This window comes from Nonomuraea composti (assembly GCF_012034275.1).
In the GTDB taxonomy this organism is placed as follows: Bacteria; Actinomycetota; Actinomycetes; order Streptosporangiales; family Streptosporangiaceae; genus Nonomuraea; species Nonomuraea composti.
The window spans coordinates 71,136-88,186 of sequence record NZ_JAATEP010000049.1 but is presented as its reverse complement, the minus strand read 5'-3'; the positions used below and the strand labels follow the sequence as shown (position 1 = coordinate 88,186).

The window sequence follows — 17,051 nt, the reverse complement described above, 5'->3', positions numbered from 1 at the left end:
ATGTGCTCCAGGTCCTCTTCGAGAACGACGCCCTTGTCTGCGCGCCCGCCCGCCTCCTGCATCCCGTACGCGACATCCCACCCTTCGATTCCGCCCGGCTTCAAGTACCGGACTGGACGGGCATCGACATCACCAAGGAGTCGCAGGGACGCACCCGCGACGCCGACTCCATCCAAGCACGGATGATCCAAGTGGTCCTGGCGCGTGGCCCCTGGGACGTGGTCGTCGATGACGACGGCTCCGGCGAGGTCGCCGACATCGTCGCTCTCCGCGAGACGGAGCGCGAGCTGCACATCCTGCTCGTGCACTGCAAGTACTCATCGGAGCCGCAGGCAGGCGCACGGGTAGAAGATCTCTACGAAGTGTGCGGCCAGGCCAACAAGTCAGCCGCCTATCGCCGCGACATTACCGCCATGCTGACCACCCTGATCAACCGCGCCCGGAACAGGCAGAGGAAATACGGTCATAGCGGCATCGAGGCCGGCACCTCCGAAAGACTCCTCCGCTTGCGGGACACAGCCAGGACTCGTAAGCCGCACCTCACCATCGCCATCGCGCAGCCTGGCATGAGCCAGACCAGAGCCAGCCGTAAGCAGATGGAACTCCTGGCCAGTACCGAGGTCTATCTCCGCGAGATCGCGAATGCCGGTTTCGAGGTGTATTGCAACGTATAGATGAAGAACGGGCGACGGACTAACGGGATCGACGCGGGACTTCACCGCCGGGCACACCCGCGGTGGGAAGCAGTGCCGGATCTCCCGGCGCCGCACCCGGCCAGGCGGTACCGCTTCTTTCCTGCGTTGACTTCTGAAACCGCGCCGCGACGACTCTCCAGCAGCTACCGTAATCGGCAGCCTACCGGCGGCAACCTATTCGGAGGTCCGGCAATACCGCGCTGTCCTAAAGGAGCAGGCACTGCCTGCGGCAGCGCCGATGTCGACTGTGATCAGTCGTGGACTCTCAAGAGCAGGACTCAAGGAGTGAGGTCGATCCCGACGACACTCCCACCATGCTCGATGACCTTGATCTTCTGTTCGACTCCCCCGGCGAGCCCTCGAGCCCAAGGCGCCCGAATGCCTGTGAGAGTTCCTCGTACCTGGTTGACGGTCTGCTTGACGGTCAGCGTCGTGGCCTCCTCCCGCTCCTCCCCAAGCAAGGCGAGCGGCTGCTTGAACAATCCCTCCAGAATCCGGCGCAAAGAATCAACAAGCACGGCGAAGTCGGCCTCCTCGGCCGAGGAGAGCTGGTGCCGCTCGTGGATGTCAAGCGCATCGCGTATAGCGCTACGTAGGCTCCGGAGCGTGGCGCGAGCGATCTCAACGTGAGCACTCAGCAGCAGGACACGGCGTGGTGCCCCGGCAACGACTGCGGTCTCAGGAAGCAGCACCTCGACCTCTTCTTGGCCCTCGGCCCGAAGAACTTCCAAGGCGAAGGTACTAAGGTCCTGGCCGCCGCGCATCAAAGTCTCCGACGGTAGATCGCCTAGCCTCACCGCGTCTCTCTTTCCCCGGCTCCGCCGTTGTGGTTACCTTCGTAGCCGATGACTTCCCCGTTTTCGGTCACCGTGCCGATGCGCTGCCGCACAACGCCGCTGGCATCGCCTCGTATGCCGAGGAGGCGGCCCGCGACTCGCCGCACCTTCTGCGTCACAGTCACCGGACTCGTTGCACTTTCCTGACCGGCTCTGACGATCTCCAGCACGATCCAGCAGACCACCGTCACCGCCAGGGCCGCCGCCAGCGCCCAGCTCCATGCGCTTGTCACCAGATTCGTCAGGACACCCGCGGTGACACCACACAGGACAGAGCCACCCGCGATCAGTCCAGGCCTCCACCGACTACTCACGTCGCCTCCTGAGACTTCCTGACTACCGCGATGCTAACCCGCCAGCGAGGACGGCACAGATTCCTGGAACGGTCTACCCACTTCATGATCTGCGTCGTATGGTGACATCAAGATTTCGTGGGGGGGAAGGTCACATGGTCGATTCGCCACATCTCGAAGGACTTCGCCTGGACCCAGGCATCCGTGATCTCCTTACCGGATTTCGCCAGCATGCCTTGTACAACTACGGCGAAATGATCGCCGTGAAGCAGGTCGTCGAGCACCCGGTGGATCATGATGAGATCGAGCAACCCCTTCTCACGGCGGTAACGGCGGTATTCGCCGAACCGGATAACTTTGACGATCTGTTCAATCATCTGCGCGCTCCGGGCTCCGTACTTGTGCTGAACCTGCCCCCGAATGCGGGCCGTACCACTCTCGCCTATGCTCTGCTGGCCCGTCTCCAAGACGAAGGGCTGACTAGGCAGGTGCGGACGCTCCGATACGGTGGAGCGAGCGACTTTCCTATCCGGCGGCTACCGCACGAGAAGAACCAGGGTTTTCTGCTGGTGCTGCCAGCCGATGAGGAGGAGTCGGAGTACCAGGTTTCACCGCAGTTTGGAAGCCGAATCCACACTCTTACGAATGAGCTGAGAAGCCTGGACAATCGGCTCATTGTTCTCACTTACCCGCAGCAATGGCGTCGTATCAGCATGGGTGCTCCCGAGGGGGTCGCACCCGCAGTCAGCATCGTGGCTCCGTCCGGGATCGCAGCGAGTTGGCTGGCCGCCGAAGAGCCAAACCTCCCCCGCCAGCTTTGGCTCAATAACGCAGAGATTCAGAAGCTCCTGCGCGGCGGGACTCCCACGGACACTCTGCAGATCGTCGACCTCATCATGTCGGCGCACAGGAAAACGCTCGGTTATTCGTTGGAGCAGCCCAACTATCAGGCTGACACCGATGAAGGACGTGCCGAATTCCATAAGCTGGTGACCGAGGTGACCGAGGCTCGCCGCAACTGGAGAGGCAAGCTCCTCGAATGGCACAGGGCAGAAGGACGGACAAGCGTCGAACGCAACTTCCTTCTCGCCGCGTCCGTGCTCCGCGGCGCTCCCGTCGCGAACGTGTACGCCAGCGCCGCAGCCCTCAGCACCACGTTCAAAGAGAAGGCAGAGCTCTCGACCAGCGGACAGTCCTCACCCGGGGTCATCGAACTGCTCGACACGGTAGAAGGCGAAGTAACTGAGAAGGGGACGATCACTTTCGTCAGGCCCGGGTGGGATGACGCGGTCCTGGAGTACTTCTGGACCGACCGCCCCCTGGCTAGGCGACCATTCCTCACATGGCTTGCCGAAGCTCCCATTAAAGACCGCCAGGAGGCGCTGGAAGGCCTCACCCAGCAGGAGCGCGAGGCGCTGGCACAACGCATCGTCTCCTTCGCCCTTCGCTGGGCCGTACGCCACCGGCGGCAGGAACCCCTCAGCGCCCTGGCCGCCGCCTGGCACACCTCGCAGGCCGAGAGCCGAACCAGGCGCATGTGGAACGTCCTGATCGAGTTGCTATCCAGCGCAGCAGCGCAAGAAACGTCCTCCTACCTGCACGAGATGCTCTTGAACTGGTCCAAGAGCGATCGTCCGGCACTACAGACGGCCGTCATCGCCGTATGCGCTAGCGACTTCGGTCAGGTGCACACGGTCAAGGCGTTCCGACGGCTGAAGAAGGCCGCCACGCCCCCTGACACACAGGTAACCGCTACGTTGCGAGTGACGGTTCGTAAGCTGTGGGCCGAAGCTCACCTGCGTCAAGCGCTTCTGGAGTTCATCACGAACTGGTGCCGTGAGCCAGGCGAGGAGGGTGCCGGCGGGCATCAGGCGTTCGCCGCCCTCGCCAGCGCCCCCAGCCCCACCGACCCTTCCCTGCCGCTCCTGCTGGACAGCAGCGATGAGCAAGAGCGGGATCGCACCGTGGGCATGCTGCCTATCGGCTGGACAACGCTGCTTGATCAGGAGCCAGGCTCCGCGCAGTCGGCAGAAGCCAAGGACGCGGTACGGCTGTGGATGTCAGCCGCACTCCACGACGAGAGGCTAGGAGAACCCATATTGGGCTCCTTGCGGCAGGCGGTCGCGCCGCGCGGCCCGGAAGGATCCCAGCGGCGACGTGATCGCCTACGCACCTACGTGGTGGCGTGGTCACAAGAGGGTGAACCGACACTACGAGAGCAGCGAGAAACGATGTACGCCCGGCTTTCCCAGCTGCTTGATAACGACTTGAGCGCATCAGTGCAACAACAATTGCACCAGTACACCGTCGACGAGGAACCATAAGCCGATATGGAGTTCCTGCATCGGCGCGCACGCACGGCCGAAGCTGCGCCGACGTTGGTCGGTGTCTTCATGGACCGGCTGGATACCGCGAACGCCGGGCTAGCCTTCGATGTCCGCATCCGCATCGAATGGCGGCGCGATCTCTTCGCGCCAGGTGCGCTCGCCACTCCACGTATGATCGCACGCACAGTTCGCGAAATCGTGGCAGCAACAGTCAAAGAGACGAGCGTCTTGCGCACGCAGGACGCCGAAGAGAAAACCGATGCGATGTTGCGCAACATATTGCCCGTGCAGGGCGAAGGATTCGAAGTCCTTCGGGCTAGTGTGACCTTGAAGGCTGATGAAGAAACCATAAACGCTGCCAAGCAGATAGAGAGACTGCTGCATGAGCAAGAACTAGATAAGCTCGCGCGCAGGCAGGTCAAGGCGCGAGCGGACTTCCTGCGCGAGGTGATTTTCGCCGATCCTGCGTCCGCCTATGTGTACACGTTGCTCGACGTTCCGCAACGTGCCGGCGGGCCGGTGAAGGACGTGAACATTGACGAGATGGTCCGGCGGGTCAATGAATGGAACCCAGAATCTCGCTGGGTGGTCATTGCTCAGGTCCTGACCGACTTCGTCAATAGCCTCACCGAGAGCGGGCGCAAAGATTTGCTAAAAGTTTTTTCTACTGCTATCAACACCTTGGGCACAGCCGAGCAGTCGGAAGCACTCTCACGAGCAATGCACCTGTCTGAGGACCGCTGAAGCTTTTCAAGCTCCGTGGCGGCTGTCCTGGTCACAGCATGATCGTAACGCCAGTGTTCGGCCGGTGACATGAAGAAGCTCCTGATAGACGGGTTGACCACTACAACCCACACCGTCGCAACCAGTACTTCAGGTATCGTGCCGCCGTCGATTTGTCGCCCCAAACGCTGAAGTACGTGGCCGGGAGGATCCGGCGCCATCGTAAGGCGATCGGGTCGGCCTGGCGGCGACTGAACCCCGGCCGGCAGGCGCTGCTGGTGCTGGTCTACCTACGCAGGGCGAAACGTTCACCGAGCTCGGGCCGGGTTCGCGGTGTCGCCGGCGACCGCGTGACGGTACGTGGAGGAGACGGTCGCGCTCCTGTCGGCCCGCTCGCCCAAGCTCGGTCAGGCGCTGCGCAAGGGCAAGCGGGACGGGCTGCTGAACCGCCCCCGGATTCGGTGGAGACTCCAACAAACCCGGCGCGGTTCAGATCGACAGGAACCCTCTTCAAGCACGGACAGTAATGTGTGGCGCTGAGGTAGAGTGTCGGGACTCGCCATGAGCAGCCGTCACCGGCCCACCCGATATGAATCCGCCTGCCAAATCATCACGACTGAACGGCTACAGTGATCGGCCTCGGTCACGGCCGGATATAAACAGGCACCCGCATCTGAAGAGCGGTACCGCCTCGCAGGGTTCTCGTCGCGAATATCACCTTGACCAGCACAAACGCCCGTCAAGCGATGGACGATGGGAGGTCCTGGTCGAGGAGCCGGTGAACATCCGAGTACAACCGCATATCGCCCATCAGTGGATATGTTGGGCTCGAAATGACTGGAGCTCTCCTAAAGCGGGTGCCGCAGGTTCGAATCCTGCCGGGGGCACTCACCTAGATCGGCATTTCAGGTACCTGACCTGCGGTTTCACAGCCGCAGGTCTTTGTTTTTACGCCCTTGGTAGGCAGCAGGCGGCGTCCGCATGCAGTCGTAAGACCATGATCAGGGGACATACGCGGGATGATCTTGCTGGCGTTTCCCCAGGTCGGGCCACGATTTAGGTCGCCACGTTCGCCGGTACCCGCTTCCGGCCGCGCGTCATGGGGCGAACGCAGCCAGCCTGATCGTTCCAAATACGTGCGTAACCTCCGCTTGAAGTTCACACTCACCGGCCCAGTACGCGGGCCGCTCCGGCAACAACGGTGGTCGCCAGCACCCAGCCAGCCGCGATCAGCCCGTAAGTCAGCCACTGCGTCGCTCCTCCTGGGTTGAACGCCGATTGCTGGCCCAGATCCCCGATGGGAAGCAGCAGATCAAGGGCATAGATCACGGCGTTGAAGTGCGGTGACTCGCCCGGCTTCAGCGGTGGCGGAGGCGACACCGAGTAGATGACACCGCCGATGGCCAGCAGGACAACGAGCCAAGTGGCCGCCCGCCACGGCTTGTAGCCGAAGCCGACCGTGACGTCCTGCAGAAGGCCCCACACCCGGCCGAGCAGCACGCGATCATGCTGCTGACGCCGTTCCTTCGCGTACAGGACGGCACGGGCCTCATCATGCTGGCCCTCGGAAACGTAGGAGGCGGCGAGCTGCTCGTACGGCTGCGGGTGGAATTCCTTGCCGGAGAGCCAGCGTACCCGCTCACGCGCGAAACACCGCGGCTCCAGCACCGTGTATGTCAGCCCGTTGACACGCAGCGGACGGGGCCAACGCGCAGGATCGTCGCGCAGCAGTGCCACACGGACGCGTTCAAGGATGACCGCTCCGTCGACATCGCGCCCCGGTAGAAGGGCAAGCTCGGCGGCCTGCAGCCCACGCGCGTCGAGCGCGGCGCTGCCGGGATTGGCGAGCACGGCGCCCTCAAGGTTCAGGTCGAGCGTGATCTGGGTGTCGACGAAGCGGACTTCACCGTGGGCCGTCATGCCGCCGCACACGACATCCGAGCCGACCTCGTTACGGGTGAAGCGCAGTGCAACGGCGCCCGGATTGTCGAGTACGGCGTCGCCGAGCAGGACCCGGCCGGAGGTACGGCTGTTGCGGATGCGCACCTCACCGCGGGCCCGTAGGTAGCGCAATCGCAGTGGCCCTTCGAAGGTAGAACTGTCGACCTGCAGACAGATGTCGCGGCCGTTGTCCAGGTGCGCGCCCTCCAGGAGAAGGCCACCGCCCACCGTGGTGCCGACGAGGCTGATCCGGCCGGCTGCCACGGTCACGCCCGAAGCATCGAGGGAGCCGATGGACGCGCGGTCGAGTGTCAGGCAAGGACCATCCTCGTTACGCAAGTCCGCGCCCGTCAGGCACAGGTTCGCATCCAGCCGAGCGCCGACCAGGCGGATCTCACCAGAGGCCGCGAACCCTTCCATACACCAGACACCGCCGTTCACGGCCAGCCCGCCGCCGCTCAACGCCGCACCGGCACGGCCGTCCAGTCTGGCGCCGTTCAACCTGAGACTGGCACCGATGTGAGCGTTCATCAGACGCACACCGCCATCGGCTCGCAGCCGGTCGGCGATGAGGCGGCCCTCGACTACGGCGTTGTCGGCATTCAACGCGTAGGAGTCGCCGACCGCCGCAGCATAGGCGACCTCTGGGGAGGCCTCCGCGCCCGAGTCTGGGCGGGTTGGGGCGCCGTGGAGGACGGCGTCCTCCAGGGTGACCGAGCCCGTTACACGCAGCCCACGCAGCACCACCGGGCCATCCGCGCGCAAGCCCTGGTCGAGTTCCAAGCTGCCGTCCACATTGAGCCCGTCGGCGGCCACCGCGACGCCGGAGGAGTGCGGGCCCACCACCGCCGCGCGCAGCGAGACATCACCGAGCACGCACGCCCGGTCCAGCCTGATCCCACCGGAGACGATACTGCGGTAGAAGTTGAGAATCCCGTCCAGCCGCATCCGGGCTCCATTGAAGCCGGACAGGCTACTGTCGACGATCCTGACCGTCTTCGTGGTCGCTTCGACCAGGCGTAATTCGCTATCGAAGGAGCACCCTTCGCACGACAGCGGATACTCGACTGTCGCTCCCATGAGGTCGAGCCGCCCGACGACGCGGGCGCCCCGCAACCTGATCGCCGGCGACCAACCAGGTTCGGCCTCGGCCACCCCCAAGAGCAGCGCCCTGACCACCTCAGCCCTGACCGTTCGCGCCAGGCTCCACGACTCCCCACGAGCCGGATCGCCCCCCTTGGCCTCTCCGGTACGCAGATCCAGCCATTCACCGCGCACAAAAGGCCGCCAGCAGCGCGCGTTCCGCGCCGCGAAGCTCACCGAAATTCGCCTCTATCGCCACCGTCCCATCGAAGACCGACCGACCCAATGCCGGCAATCCCGGCTGACGTTGCCATGCTGAGACGGCCACCTGGTGCGGCAAGCGGGACGGCGTGGCCGACGTGACAGGTGACCGTGCCGGCGGCGGTGTCGATGGCGAAGTCGTCCAGGGTGAACCCGCCGATCATGACGGGCTTGAGCGCGGACGGTTTGATCAGCAGCCGGTGCCCGGCGGTGGTCAGGGCGGCGCGTAGTCCGACGGCGTCGTAGGCGGCATCGGCAAGGATCTGCAGCGGCCCGTGTTCACCGGCCAGCAGGCCGGGGGCGACGGCGGTCTCGTGGTGGGCGGCTCCGGCACCAGGGCGCAGGGCCACGGCCCGTGAACAGGCCGGTCTCCGGCTCGACAGCCAGGTGGGCCTTGTAGCCGTCGTCACGCTGCTATCCGCTCTTGGGAATGTGGCCCACGACGATCGGCGGCTGGTGCCAGCGGCATATGGAACGCCTGGCGACATTCGCCGTGATGACCGAGTGCGCGTCACAGCGGCATGCGGGCGAGCAGGGCCGGGCACAGACCTCGTTGCACACCCTCAGGGGTTCTCTCCCGGGTGAGCCAAGCCTCGAAGATCTCAGAGGTCTTACGACTCTTTCCTGGCGGGCTGTCCTGCTCCAGCCACCACCAACCATTCGCGGTGTCGAGCTGCCACCTGTCACGCCCGCTATGCAGCGTGACGGTGGAGGCGCCGGATCGCTCGTAGAGGACCACTCCCTGCTGCTCCTTGAGCCGCCGCCAGGTGTGATCGTCGGCCACCACCTCCAGCGAGTTCGGCAGCGGCCAGGGCGTGAGTGCCTCCGCGTACAACGTGCCCGCCAGTTCGCCGAGGCTCGGGTCGCGGACGAACGTCATGTTCGCCTGGTCCATGGCGTGCTCGTAATAGCGCACCGCCTCCGTGAGCGCGGTGGTGCCGTCGAGTCTCATGCCCATCTCTATGCCACCGGTGAGGCCCAGATCGGTCAGGAAGTTCGCGGAGAACAGGGCGCCGTGCCTACCGTCCGCGATCGCGGCCTTGGCGTGGTTCAGCCTGTCGGGAACTATTTCAACGCCAACCTCGGTTCAGATACCCTCGTCTTCAGGTAGCTACCGAACCGCCGCTATCAACATCGCGACGGAGGCTTCTATGGCCTTGGAATCGTCGAGCGCAAATCCGAACCAGAATGGCAGTGAGGGCCTTCGGATACTAGCAGCGCATTCCGCCCCCGTAATGGGCGTTTCCGCCGGTTTTGTCGGCGCCGAACCGGTCGTTGTATCGGGCGGGTATGACGCGCTGGTTCGGATGTGGAATCCGCTCACCGGCGAGCCAATCGGCGCGCCACTCATGGGACACCAGGGGTGGGTGCGGAGTGTGTTCCTCGGACAGGCTCAGGGCCGGAGCCTGATCGCGTCGGTCGGGTACGACAGCCGGATCCACCGGTGGGACGCGGCCACCGGGAACGCGCTCGGCGAGCCCCTCACCGGTCACCAGGGGCCTTTGCGAAGCGTCGTGATGGGCCAAGCCGCCAGCGGGTCGCTGATCGCGTCAGCCGGTAACGATGCGGTGATCCGGCGATGGGATGCGATCAGTGGTGAGGCGCTCGGCTCGCCGTCTGAAGGGCACACGGACCGGATACAGGCGCTGGCCTTCGGCACCGCTGACGGCGAGGACATCATCATCTCCGCGGCACACGATGGAACGGTCCGCCGCTGGAGCGCCGCATCCGGCGCTCCCATCGGCGACCCGATGACCGGGCACGAAGGAGCGGTTCGCGCGCTGGCGGTCGGACAGCGCGAAGGCAGGTCCGTCATCGCGTCTGGTGGCTTCGACAAAGCCGTCCGATTGTGGGACGCGAGCACCGGCGAGCTGCTGTCGGTGTGCCTGACCGGTCACGAGGACCGAGTGCAGGCAATCGCCGGGGCGCCCTCTCGGCGCCATCTGCTGGTCACCGGCGGATACGACAGCACCGTGCGAGTCTGGCATCTGGAATTCGCCGCAGAGATCTGCAGCCCGATGCGAGCGCACAAGGACTGGGTGTGGACCGTTGTCACGCTGGAGGTCGCCACAGGGATGGTCGTCGTCTCCGGCAGCGACGACGGTAGCATCGTGATCTGGCCGATTGATACTCCTGCCGAAGAGCAGCCCGCAACCTTCCGGGAGATTGTCGCAGCCACCGGTCAGCCGGGCCCGGGATCCAAGGTACGCGGCACTACCCCGGCTGCAGCGACAATCGATTCGGTGTTCGTGGAGGACCAGCTCGAGCGGCAGATCCTCGCGGCGCACATCATCGGCATTTACGAGCAGCTCTCCGCCGACCCCCGCAACGACGTAGTCGTAGTTCACGTCGACGGGCCGTGGGGCTCCGGGAAGAGCACGCTCGTGCAGCTACTTAGGAAGAGACTCGGCGCCAGCGGGCAGAGCCCCGGCAGGTTTGTCCGCATGCCGGCGCGCGAGCTGCTCATGCCGGTGGTGGCGGGCTACGATGCCTGGCGGGAAAGCGTCGTTGCTCCGGACTGGTGGTCGCTCTCGACGGCGTTGAACAGGGCAGTTCGCCACGCGAGAGCGGGCTGGACCCGGATGGCCATGACGGTGTTCGGCGGCCTCGCCCGGTTCGTACGCTCGCCGGTCGCCGTATCGTCCACGATCATCTTCCTGGTGACGGCGTACCTGCTCGCCTCCGGGAAGGTCAGTAGCGAGTTAAAGAGCCTCGCGACCGGAGTGACCGCCCTGTCCGCGGCTGCGGTGCTGTCGTCGACCCTGGCTAGAGCTCTGTTCTGGTCCGCGCCCGCCCTTGGGCGGCTGCACCTGCGAACCGAGGAGAACCCCTTGGGCTCGGTCATCGCGATGATTGCATGGCTGCGGCGGTGGAGCCCGCGCTCCCCCGCGGCGCAGCGAGCCGCCGACAACACCACCGGTAACTTGGTCGCCGTCAGTGTGGCGTGGCTCGCGGCGGGCCTGGCGATCCACCACTATTCGGCGCAGCGCCCGCACGGTCTCACGTTAGTTGTGGCGTCAACGGTCGCGGGCACGGCATATCTTAGCTGGTACGCCGTGCGTCATCCGCGCAGGCATGGTGCCCTGCGGATCGTGTTCACGGCCTGCGCCAGCGTGCCGGTCCTGTCTGCAGCGGCAACCGTGGTTCCGCTGTGGGAGCTTCTTTGGGAACCGTTGCTGCTCGCAACGATCGTCCTCGCCGACCACGTCTTCTGGTCGATGAGCCTCGCTAAGGCCCATACACGCAGGCCCCTGCTGCTTGTCGTAGACGAGCTGGACCGGTGCGAGGCGGAACGGGTCGTGCAGTTGATGCGGTCTGTGCACACACTCATGCGCGCGCCTGCGGACCCTAGCCTGGTCAGACGCTGGTCCAGCCCCGCACCGCTGCTGGTCCTCGTCCTAGCCGATGGCGACTGGCTGCGATCCGCATTCGTCGATGTGTTTGAGAGTTTCAAAGATGCGCGACCGGAGACTCGGTTGGGCGGCGATTTTCTGCACAAGATCTTCGATCACAGCGTTCTGATCCCTGAGCTCTCCGTCGTCCAGACGCAGCGGATGATCGATCTGGCCACGGGCTTCTCCGCACGGGACAGCCAACGGAGCTCAGCGAACCACCTGACCGCCCGGCGCTCACGTGAGGCGCAGGAACGGGTGGCGAGCGCATTGGATGCCGCAGCACACCTGGGCCACCGCAATGCGGATTTGCAGGAGGCCATCGATCATCCCGACCTTGACCGTCGTGACCGACTGGCGGCAGAAGTCTCCCGGGTCCAGGCCGAGGCCACGGCGGCCGCCGCAGAGGACCGTGCGCGGCATCTGCTCGCCGCCTATCACGAGGTGCTTCCGCCAAACCCTCGGATGATCAAGCGGATCGCCAACGCGTGGGGGATGCTGCTGGCCGTCCAGAGCTGCACCGGACATACGGAAACGCTCGACACCATGGCTCGGGCTGCGATTCTCTACGTGAGCTATCCCAACCTGTTGAGAGCGGTCAGAGCTGGCGAGGACCTATCGGCGGTCAGGCGCAAGCTCGCAGAGGAGACCGGCACAGATCGTCGGCTGGAGCAGCTGTTAACACGACCGGACGGCTCGAAAGTTCCCCTCGAGTCGATCGCGCGATGCTATGGCCGGAGCAGTCTGCCCCCGGACGCCGAGGCGTTCCTCGACGCGGGGCTTTAGGTTGGCCTGAGATTGTGAGCTCAGCAGATTCACCAGGGCCGGCAGCAAGCATCACTTGATCACCGAGGCCACCGGCATCCCGCTCGCGGTGATCTTGACCGGTGCCAACCGCAACGACGTCACCTCGGCTAATTCCTGGAACGACTTCACTGGGTGGTGGAGCGAACGGTGGTGTGGCTGGCCCGCCAGCTCATCAAATGGCTCACGGTCTGAAGACACCCGCATCTGAAGAGCGGGAGCGCCTTGTGATTTCCTGCTCTCAACATGACCCTGACCTGCTTGAACACCCATCGTGCCGGCACCCGTAGGAGACCTACCTCAAACAGCCCGATGAACGTCGAGCGCGCCCACATATCCACACATCTTTAGACAATCTGGACTCGTTGTTGCTGGAGCTCTCCTAAGACCCCATGCCACTTCGTGGCGCCCTCGGATAAGTGAAACTTGGGGTGCGTCGCCCGCTGACGTCGTACTCGCTTGGACCTGCGAGGCCGTTCTAAAGACTGACGCTGGAGCCTGCCCGGTAGGTACCCCGGATTGCCGCTACGAGCGCGTGTCACAGCATCTCGATGTTGTCGCGGGCTCCGCGGACGACGCACCTCATCCATCCTCGGGGGCAGAGCACGGAGGCGCAATGGAGGTCGTCCACCCGGCGGTGGCCGGGATCGACGTGCACAAAAAGATCTTATGGGTGGCCATCCGGCTGCCCGGCGAACACCGGCCGTTCATCCGGAGCTACCGCACCTTCTGGCGGGCGCTGCAGAAAATGGCCGCCGAACTGGTCGAGCTCGGTGTCACCGACGTGGCGATGGAATCGACCGGCGTCTACTGGTGGCCCGTCTACCATGCGCTGGCCCAGACGGGCCGGATCGAGCTGTGCGTGGCCAACGCCGAGCACCTCAAGAGCGTCCCGGGTCGCAAAACCGACATCCGTGACTGCCAATGGATCGCCGAACTGCACCAATTCGGCCTGCTACGGCCGAGCTTCATCCCCGCCCAGAACGTGGCGGCACTGCGGCACCGCACCCGCTACCGCAAGAAACTCATCGAGGTCCGCACGAGTGAGGGACAGCGGCTGGCCAAGGTGCTGGAGGACGCCGGGATCAAAATCGACTCCGTCACCTCCAAACTGCTGTGCCTCTCCGGCCGGGACATGATCGAAGCGCTGATCGCCGGAGAACGCGACCCGCACGTGCTGGCAGGCCTGGCCCGCGGCGTCCTGCGGCACAAACACGAGGATCTGGTCGCGGCCTGCGACGGGCGCTTCACCGACACCCACGCCGCCATGTGCCGCCTGCATCTGGACGCCTACGACCACACCACCGGCAAGATCACCGAACTCGACGGCCTGGTCGCCGAAGCCGCCACCGTCTTCGAGCCGGTCATCACCCGGCTGATGACCATCGTTGGGATCGGACGGCGCACCGCCGAGGTGATCGTCGCCGAGACCGGCGCGGACATGTCCCGCTTCCCTGCCCCCGAACAGCTGGCCGCCTGGGCCGGGCTGGCCCCGGCAACCGGGAGTCAGCGGGTAAACGCCGGAGAGCCACCACCCGTAAGGGCAACAAACACCTCAAAGCCCCCATGGTCGAAGCCGCCTGGGGCACCTCCCGCACCCGATCCAGGATCGGAGCCCGGCTGCGCCGCCTGGTACGCCGCTTCGGCAAGCAGCACGCCAAGAAGGCCGCGGTCGCCACCGCCCACACGCTGCTACGCGTCTGCTGGGTGGTCATGGCTCGAGGCGAGGACTACCGCGAAGACGGTGGCGACTTCTACGACCGGCGCGAAGCCCGCCAGGCCCACTATCTGGCCACCCGCTACCAAAAGACTCTGGAACGTCTCGGCTACCAGGTCACCCTGATCGCACCTGGTCCCGGCCCAGCAGATCACCCCGAACCCGATCAACCACAGGAACCGGCAGCCTGAAATCCCGCAGGTCAGTGGCCGGTCACACCATCACGACCGCGCCACCGATCCCGTCTGCCCATCTACTGTTCGCCGCCGCGCGATGGTCGGGACCCAAGTTTCGTCACAGCAGCGCGAAGAGCTTTCTCTGCGCCTCGATCCCTGATGGCGCTTGGAAGATCCTCAGAAGCGCCTCCGACCTGCAGTTTCACAAATGCACTTACAACCACACACACAGCAACACGTACGGCTGGAGCAGCTACCTACGTCCCTTTCCTGGCATCTGGCGACCTAGCGCACCCACGCGGGAGACTGCGGATCGCCGACAGGTAGAACCGGAGATCTCCGCGGCTGATTCGCCACCGGGCCGGACTCGATGTGCCACCTCCAGCAGCGTCCGCTACGAGCCCGAACTTCGAAGCTTTCACCCGACGCGAACCCAGCCGAGGGACTCAGGCATTCAATGGCTGTACGCTTCTCGCCGAGCAAAAAGGTGCAGGATGCTTACTTTCTTCCCCTGGTCCGGCATAAGACGCTTGAACTTCCTATATAGAAAGTCGCGATCTTGGAACACTAAATGACCGCATCGAAATGATCGCTCTATCTCCTTACTGCATAGCCGCACATCAGAGCCTGATATCCAGGCATGCCGAAGGTATTGGCTCAAAGTGAGCGAATGGCCTCCCAGCGCGTCGGTAAAGGAGTAGCCTCATGGGCTGTAACGACAAGATCCCCGGCACGGTGAGGTGCCGGGGATCATACAAGTCGTTACGGCCGGACCTGCTCGTCCCGCGGCAACCAACTTGCAATTGAGCGTTGCCAGTCTAGCTTGCCGCGGGCGTCTTGGCAGGTCCGGCACTGAATCCGTTGGTGCACTACCTGAAGGGACAGAACGTGATCACTATTCGACTTACCGGCTCGGCCTCAATCCCCGAGCCTTGGGGCCGCTACGTGCGGACCGTCATCATCGTAATTGTGTTGTTCGTGGTATGGGTGAACAGGGAGGCTCTGGCCGCGATGCTCTGACTCTGACGTCACGGGTGGGGCGTCCACGCTACTGGACGTCCCACACTCGCTCGAGGCGTACCGCTTGCCGCTGTCCACGACAATCGGTAGAGCCGCGATCCCGGAGGCGCGAGCGGTGGGAGTGCCCATCTGCGGACGGTCTTGCTTGCGCACCCCGGCCGTCCGCCTGAAGGCCGGGTCTCGTCCGCAGGCCTTAGCAAAGACGATCTGCGACCAATTCTCTCGTCCGGCCAGCCGCGCTATCAGCATGTTAGAGGGCGTTCTGTGAACCTCCGTCCGGTCTGAGTTTGGCAGCGTTTTCTATGCGTCGTGACCCGGTCGGGGCAGCGTGAATAGGCCGGGTTCGGGTTCGGTGAGGACGCCTCGAGCGACCATATGCTTGAGTTTGGCGCGCAGGCTCTCGGTGTGGGTGTGATCGGCTTCGCTGTTCAGCAGCCGGCAGATGTCCTTGGCCCGCAGCCGAGGCAGCGGATCTGGCCACTCACGAGACGAAGCCGACTCGGGCAGCGTATATTCGGAATTCGGGATATGCGAAAATCATGTTATCGGCAAATTCTTCCCACGCCAGATGCATCAGATGCGGGACGCAGCGGAACAACTCTGGGGTCGGCAAGTTGACGTGCCCGGGCAGTGGCATCCGGTCCGCCTCTAGCCTCACTATCGGACAGACAAAAACGTGTGCGATATTACCCATTTGCACAACTTGTGACGCCAACGAGCCATTTGAGCGGTTCGGCAATTACTGTGAAGAACCGACCGACATGAACGATCGATTCAATAACGACACGGTAGTTCTGGTTTCGCTCACTTTGTAGGCAACGAAGCCTCGGCTAGGATCTGCAAGCGCGTCAAGGCGCACCCCCGCGCTCAGGCCTCGGTGATCCTGAGCGGCCTGGCCTTTTCGGAGTTGTCTGTGCCCGAAGCCCTTGCAAAGAAGTCCAAGCTCGTTGCGCTCCTGCCCAGCCTCATTGCGTGGGCATTGACCATCAGTGGCACGTTCCTGATGATCGTTTTCGGAGCATTGGGCGGACAGGGTGGCGAGAACCAGAGCAGGAACTTGATCTTAGCTTGCGTGGGAGCCCTTGGCCCTATTGCGGCCTCTATTATCAATGAAGTCAGGACCGCACGCGCAAAGCGCGCCCAGGAGGACGTGGAATCCGGTCAATCCTGGCCGTCAGGACAGCACTAGCTCCTGCTGTTCATCTTCTCGGGCAACTGGCCGCCGAGAAGACGAAAGACAAGAAGCAGGAGCTTATGGGAAGCCTCCAGCATGCCGTTGTTACCGCTGCGATCCTCCTGACCGGTTCCCCAAAAGCACGATGCGTCTTCTTTAAAATATCAGGAGATGTCATGAAGCCCGTTTCATTCAACAGCCAGGAAGGGCGCGCAGAACCTTCTGATACTGTATTCAAAAACGAGAGTTCAGACATTGCAGGCGAAGCCATGTTCCGACTTGTGAGATCCGGTAAATTTGCTCAATATGATGACATCCTCGAAAAAGCGCCCGAGGGAATGCAAACCGGACGGAGCTATCGGACCTTCATAGCCGTTTCAGTAACGGCCGGTGACGAGCAATATGGTGCGCTCTCCATCGATTCTCCGGCCCCAAACTCTTTCGGAGAACGCGATGTTCAGATAATGCGAATGCTTGCTAATCTTCTAGGATCTGGGCTGGCCCTCATGCCAGAAGGGGCTTGATATGTTGGCGTCTTGGGCACACAATGAGGTAGACATCGACTCTAAGGATGTGAACATGGGGCACCAGTTAGAGCCGAGAGTTGAG

General features: G+C 63.7%; 11 protein-coding genes and 2 pseudogenes. 8 read left to right on the top strand and 5 right to left on the bottom strand.

Annotated features, from left to right (window positions below; genetic code table 11):
* Nucleotides 1-674, top strand: a 674-nt coding sequence (locus HCN51_RS44675; RefSeq protein ID WP_206068612.1) for a hypothetical protein, incomplete at its 5' end; no start/stop codon positions are given.
* Nucleotides 675-973: 299 nt separating this feature from the next.
* On the opposite strand, the gene HCN51_RS44670 is transcribed toward HCN51_RS44675, so the two are convergent.
* Together HCN51_RS44670 and HCN51_RS44665 are read right to left on the bottom strand one after the other, a co-directional pair.
* A complete protein-coding gene (locus HCN51_RS44670) occupies nt 974-1,459 on the bottom strand; it encodes a hypothetical protein (RefSeq protein ID WP_168018045.1) in 486 nt (161 codons plus the stop codon).
* Nucleotides 1,460-1,488: 29 nt separating this feature from the next.
* Entirely contained in the window at nt 1,489-1,764 is a 276-nt protein-coding gene (locus HCN51_RS44665) for a hypothetical protein (protein WP_168018044.1), read from the bottom strand.
* Nucleotides 1,765-1,979: 215 nt separating this feature from the next.
* Between HCN51_RS44665 and HCN51_RS44660 the strand changes: the two genes are divergently transcribed.
* The 3 genes and pseudogenes from HCN51_RS44660 to HCN51_RS60490 form a co-directional block, all read left to right on the top strand.
* The gene (locus HCN51_RS44660; protein WP_168018043.1) at nt 1,980-4,148 is read left to right on the top strand and encodes a hypothetical protein; all 2,169 of its coding nucleotides are present in this window, start codon (nt 1,980-1,982) and stop codon (nt 4,146-4,148) included.
* 6 nt (nt 4,149-4,154) lie between these two features.
* Nucleotides 4,155-4,895, top strand: coding sequence for a hypothetical protein (locus HCN51_RS44655; RefSeq protein ID WP_168018042.1), 741 nt, complete (start codon nt 4,155-4,157; stop codon nt 4,893-4,895).
* Between the two features lie 152 nt (nt 4,896-5,047).
* Nucleotides 5,048-5,315: pseudogene (locus HCN51_RS60490) on the top strand (helix-turn-helix domain-containing protein); the annotation flags it as partial.
* A gap of 723 nt (nt 5,316-6,038) precedes the next feature.
* Here HCN51_RS60490 and HCN51_RS44650 read toward each other — a convergent pair.
* The 3 genes from HCN51_RS44650 to HCN51_RS44640 form a co-directional block, all read right to left on the bottom strand.
* Nucleotides 6,039-8,135, bottom strand: a complete 2,097-nt coding sequence (locus HCN51_RS44650; protein ID WP_168018041.1) for a hypothetical protein — start codon at nt 8,133-8,135, stop codon at nt 6,039-6,041.
* Entirely contained in the window at nt 8,132-8,509 is a 378-nt protein-coding gene (locus HCN51_RS44645; protein ID WP_168018040.1) for a hypothetical protein, read from the bottom strand. Before HCN51_RS44645 ends, HCN51_RS44650 begins: the two co-directional genes overlap by 4 nt.
* Nucleotides 8,510-8,670: 161 nt before the next feature.
* Nucleotides 8,671-9,111: a hypothetical protein gene (locus tag HCN51_RS44640; RefSeq protein ID WP_168018039.1), complete on the bottom strand. Its 441-nt coding sequence runs from the start codon at nt 9,109-9,111 to the stop codon at nt 8,671-8,673.
* A 199-nt stretch (nt 9,112-9,310) separates the two neighbouring features.
* On the opposite strand from HCN51_RS44640, the gene HCN51_RS44635 reads away from it, so the two are divergent.
* From HCN51_RS44635 to HCN51_RS44620, 4 genes and pseudogenes are all read left to right on the top strand, one after another.
* Nucleotides 9,311-12,337: a P-loop NTPase fold protein gene (locus HCN51_RS44635; RefSeq protein WP_168018038.1), complete on the top strand. Its 3,027-nt coding sequence runs from the start codon at nt 9,311-9,313 to the stop codon at nt 12,335-12,337.
* A 34-nt stretch (nt 12,338-12,371) separates the two neighbouring features.
* Nucleotides 12,372-12,461 (top strand): annotated as a pseudogene (locus tag HCN51_RS44630) (IS5/IS1182 family transposase); the annotation flags it as partial.
* Nucleotides 12,462-12,971: 510 nt separating this feature from the next.
* Complete coding sequence (locus HCN51_RS44625; protein ID WP_168018037.1) at nt 12,972-14,198, top strand: IS110 family RNA-guided transposase; 1,227 nt, start codon at nt 12,972-12,974, stop codon at nt 14,196-14,198.
* A gap of 2,324 nt (nt 14,199-16,522) precedes the next feature.
* Nucleotides 16,523-16,966: a GAF domain-containing protein gene (locus tag HCN51_RS44620; protein ID WP_168018036.1), complete on the top strand. Its 444-nt coding sequence runs from the start codon at nt 16,523-16,525 to the stop codon at nt 16,964-16,966.
* Nucleotides 16,967-17,051: the final 85 nt, after the last annotated feature.

Bases quoted from the DNA above. Each gene is read 5' to 3' on its own strand.
- HCN51_RS44625 (WP_168018037.1), top strand. From the start codon at position 12,972: ATGGAGGTCGTCCACCCGGCGGTGGCCGGGATCGACGTGCACAAAAAG.
- HCN51_RS44620 (WP_168018036.1), top strand. From the start codon at position 16,523: ATGGGAAGCCTCCAGCATGCCGTTGTTACCGCTGCGATCCTCCTGACC.
- HCN51_RS44640 (WP_168018039.1), bottom strand. From the start codon at position 9,111: ATGAGACTCGACGGCACCACCGCGCTCACGGAGGCGGTGCGCTATTAC.
- HCN51_RS44635 (WP_168018038.1), top strand. From the start codon at position 9,311: ATGGCCTTGGAATCGTCGAGCGCAAATCCGAACCAGAATGGCAGTGAG.
- HCN51_RS44670 (WP_168018045.1), bottom strand. From the start codon at position 1,459: ATGCGCGGCGGCCAGGACCTTAGTACCTTCGCCTTGGAAGTTCTTCGG.
- HCN51_RS44655 (WP_168018042.1), top strand. From the start codon at position 4,155: ATGGAGTTCCTGCATCGGCGCGCACGCACGGCCGAAGCTGCGCCGACG.
- HCN51_RS44660 (WP_168018043.1), top strand. From the start codon at position 1,980: ATGGTCGATTCGCCACATCTCGAAGGACTTCGCCTGGACCCAGGCATC.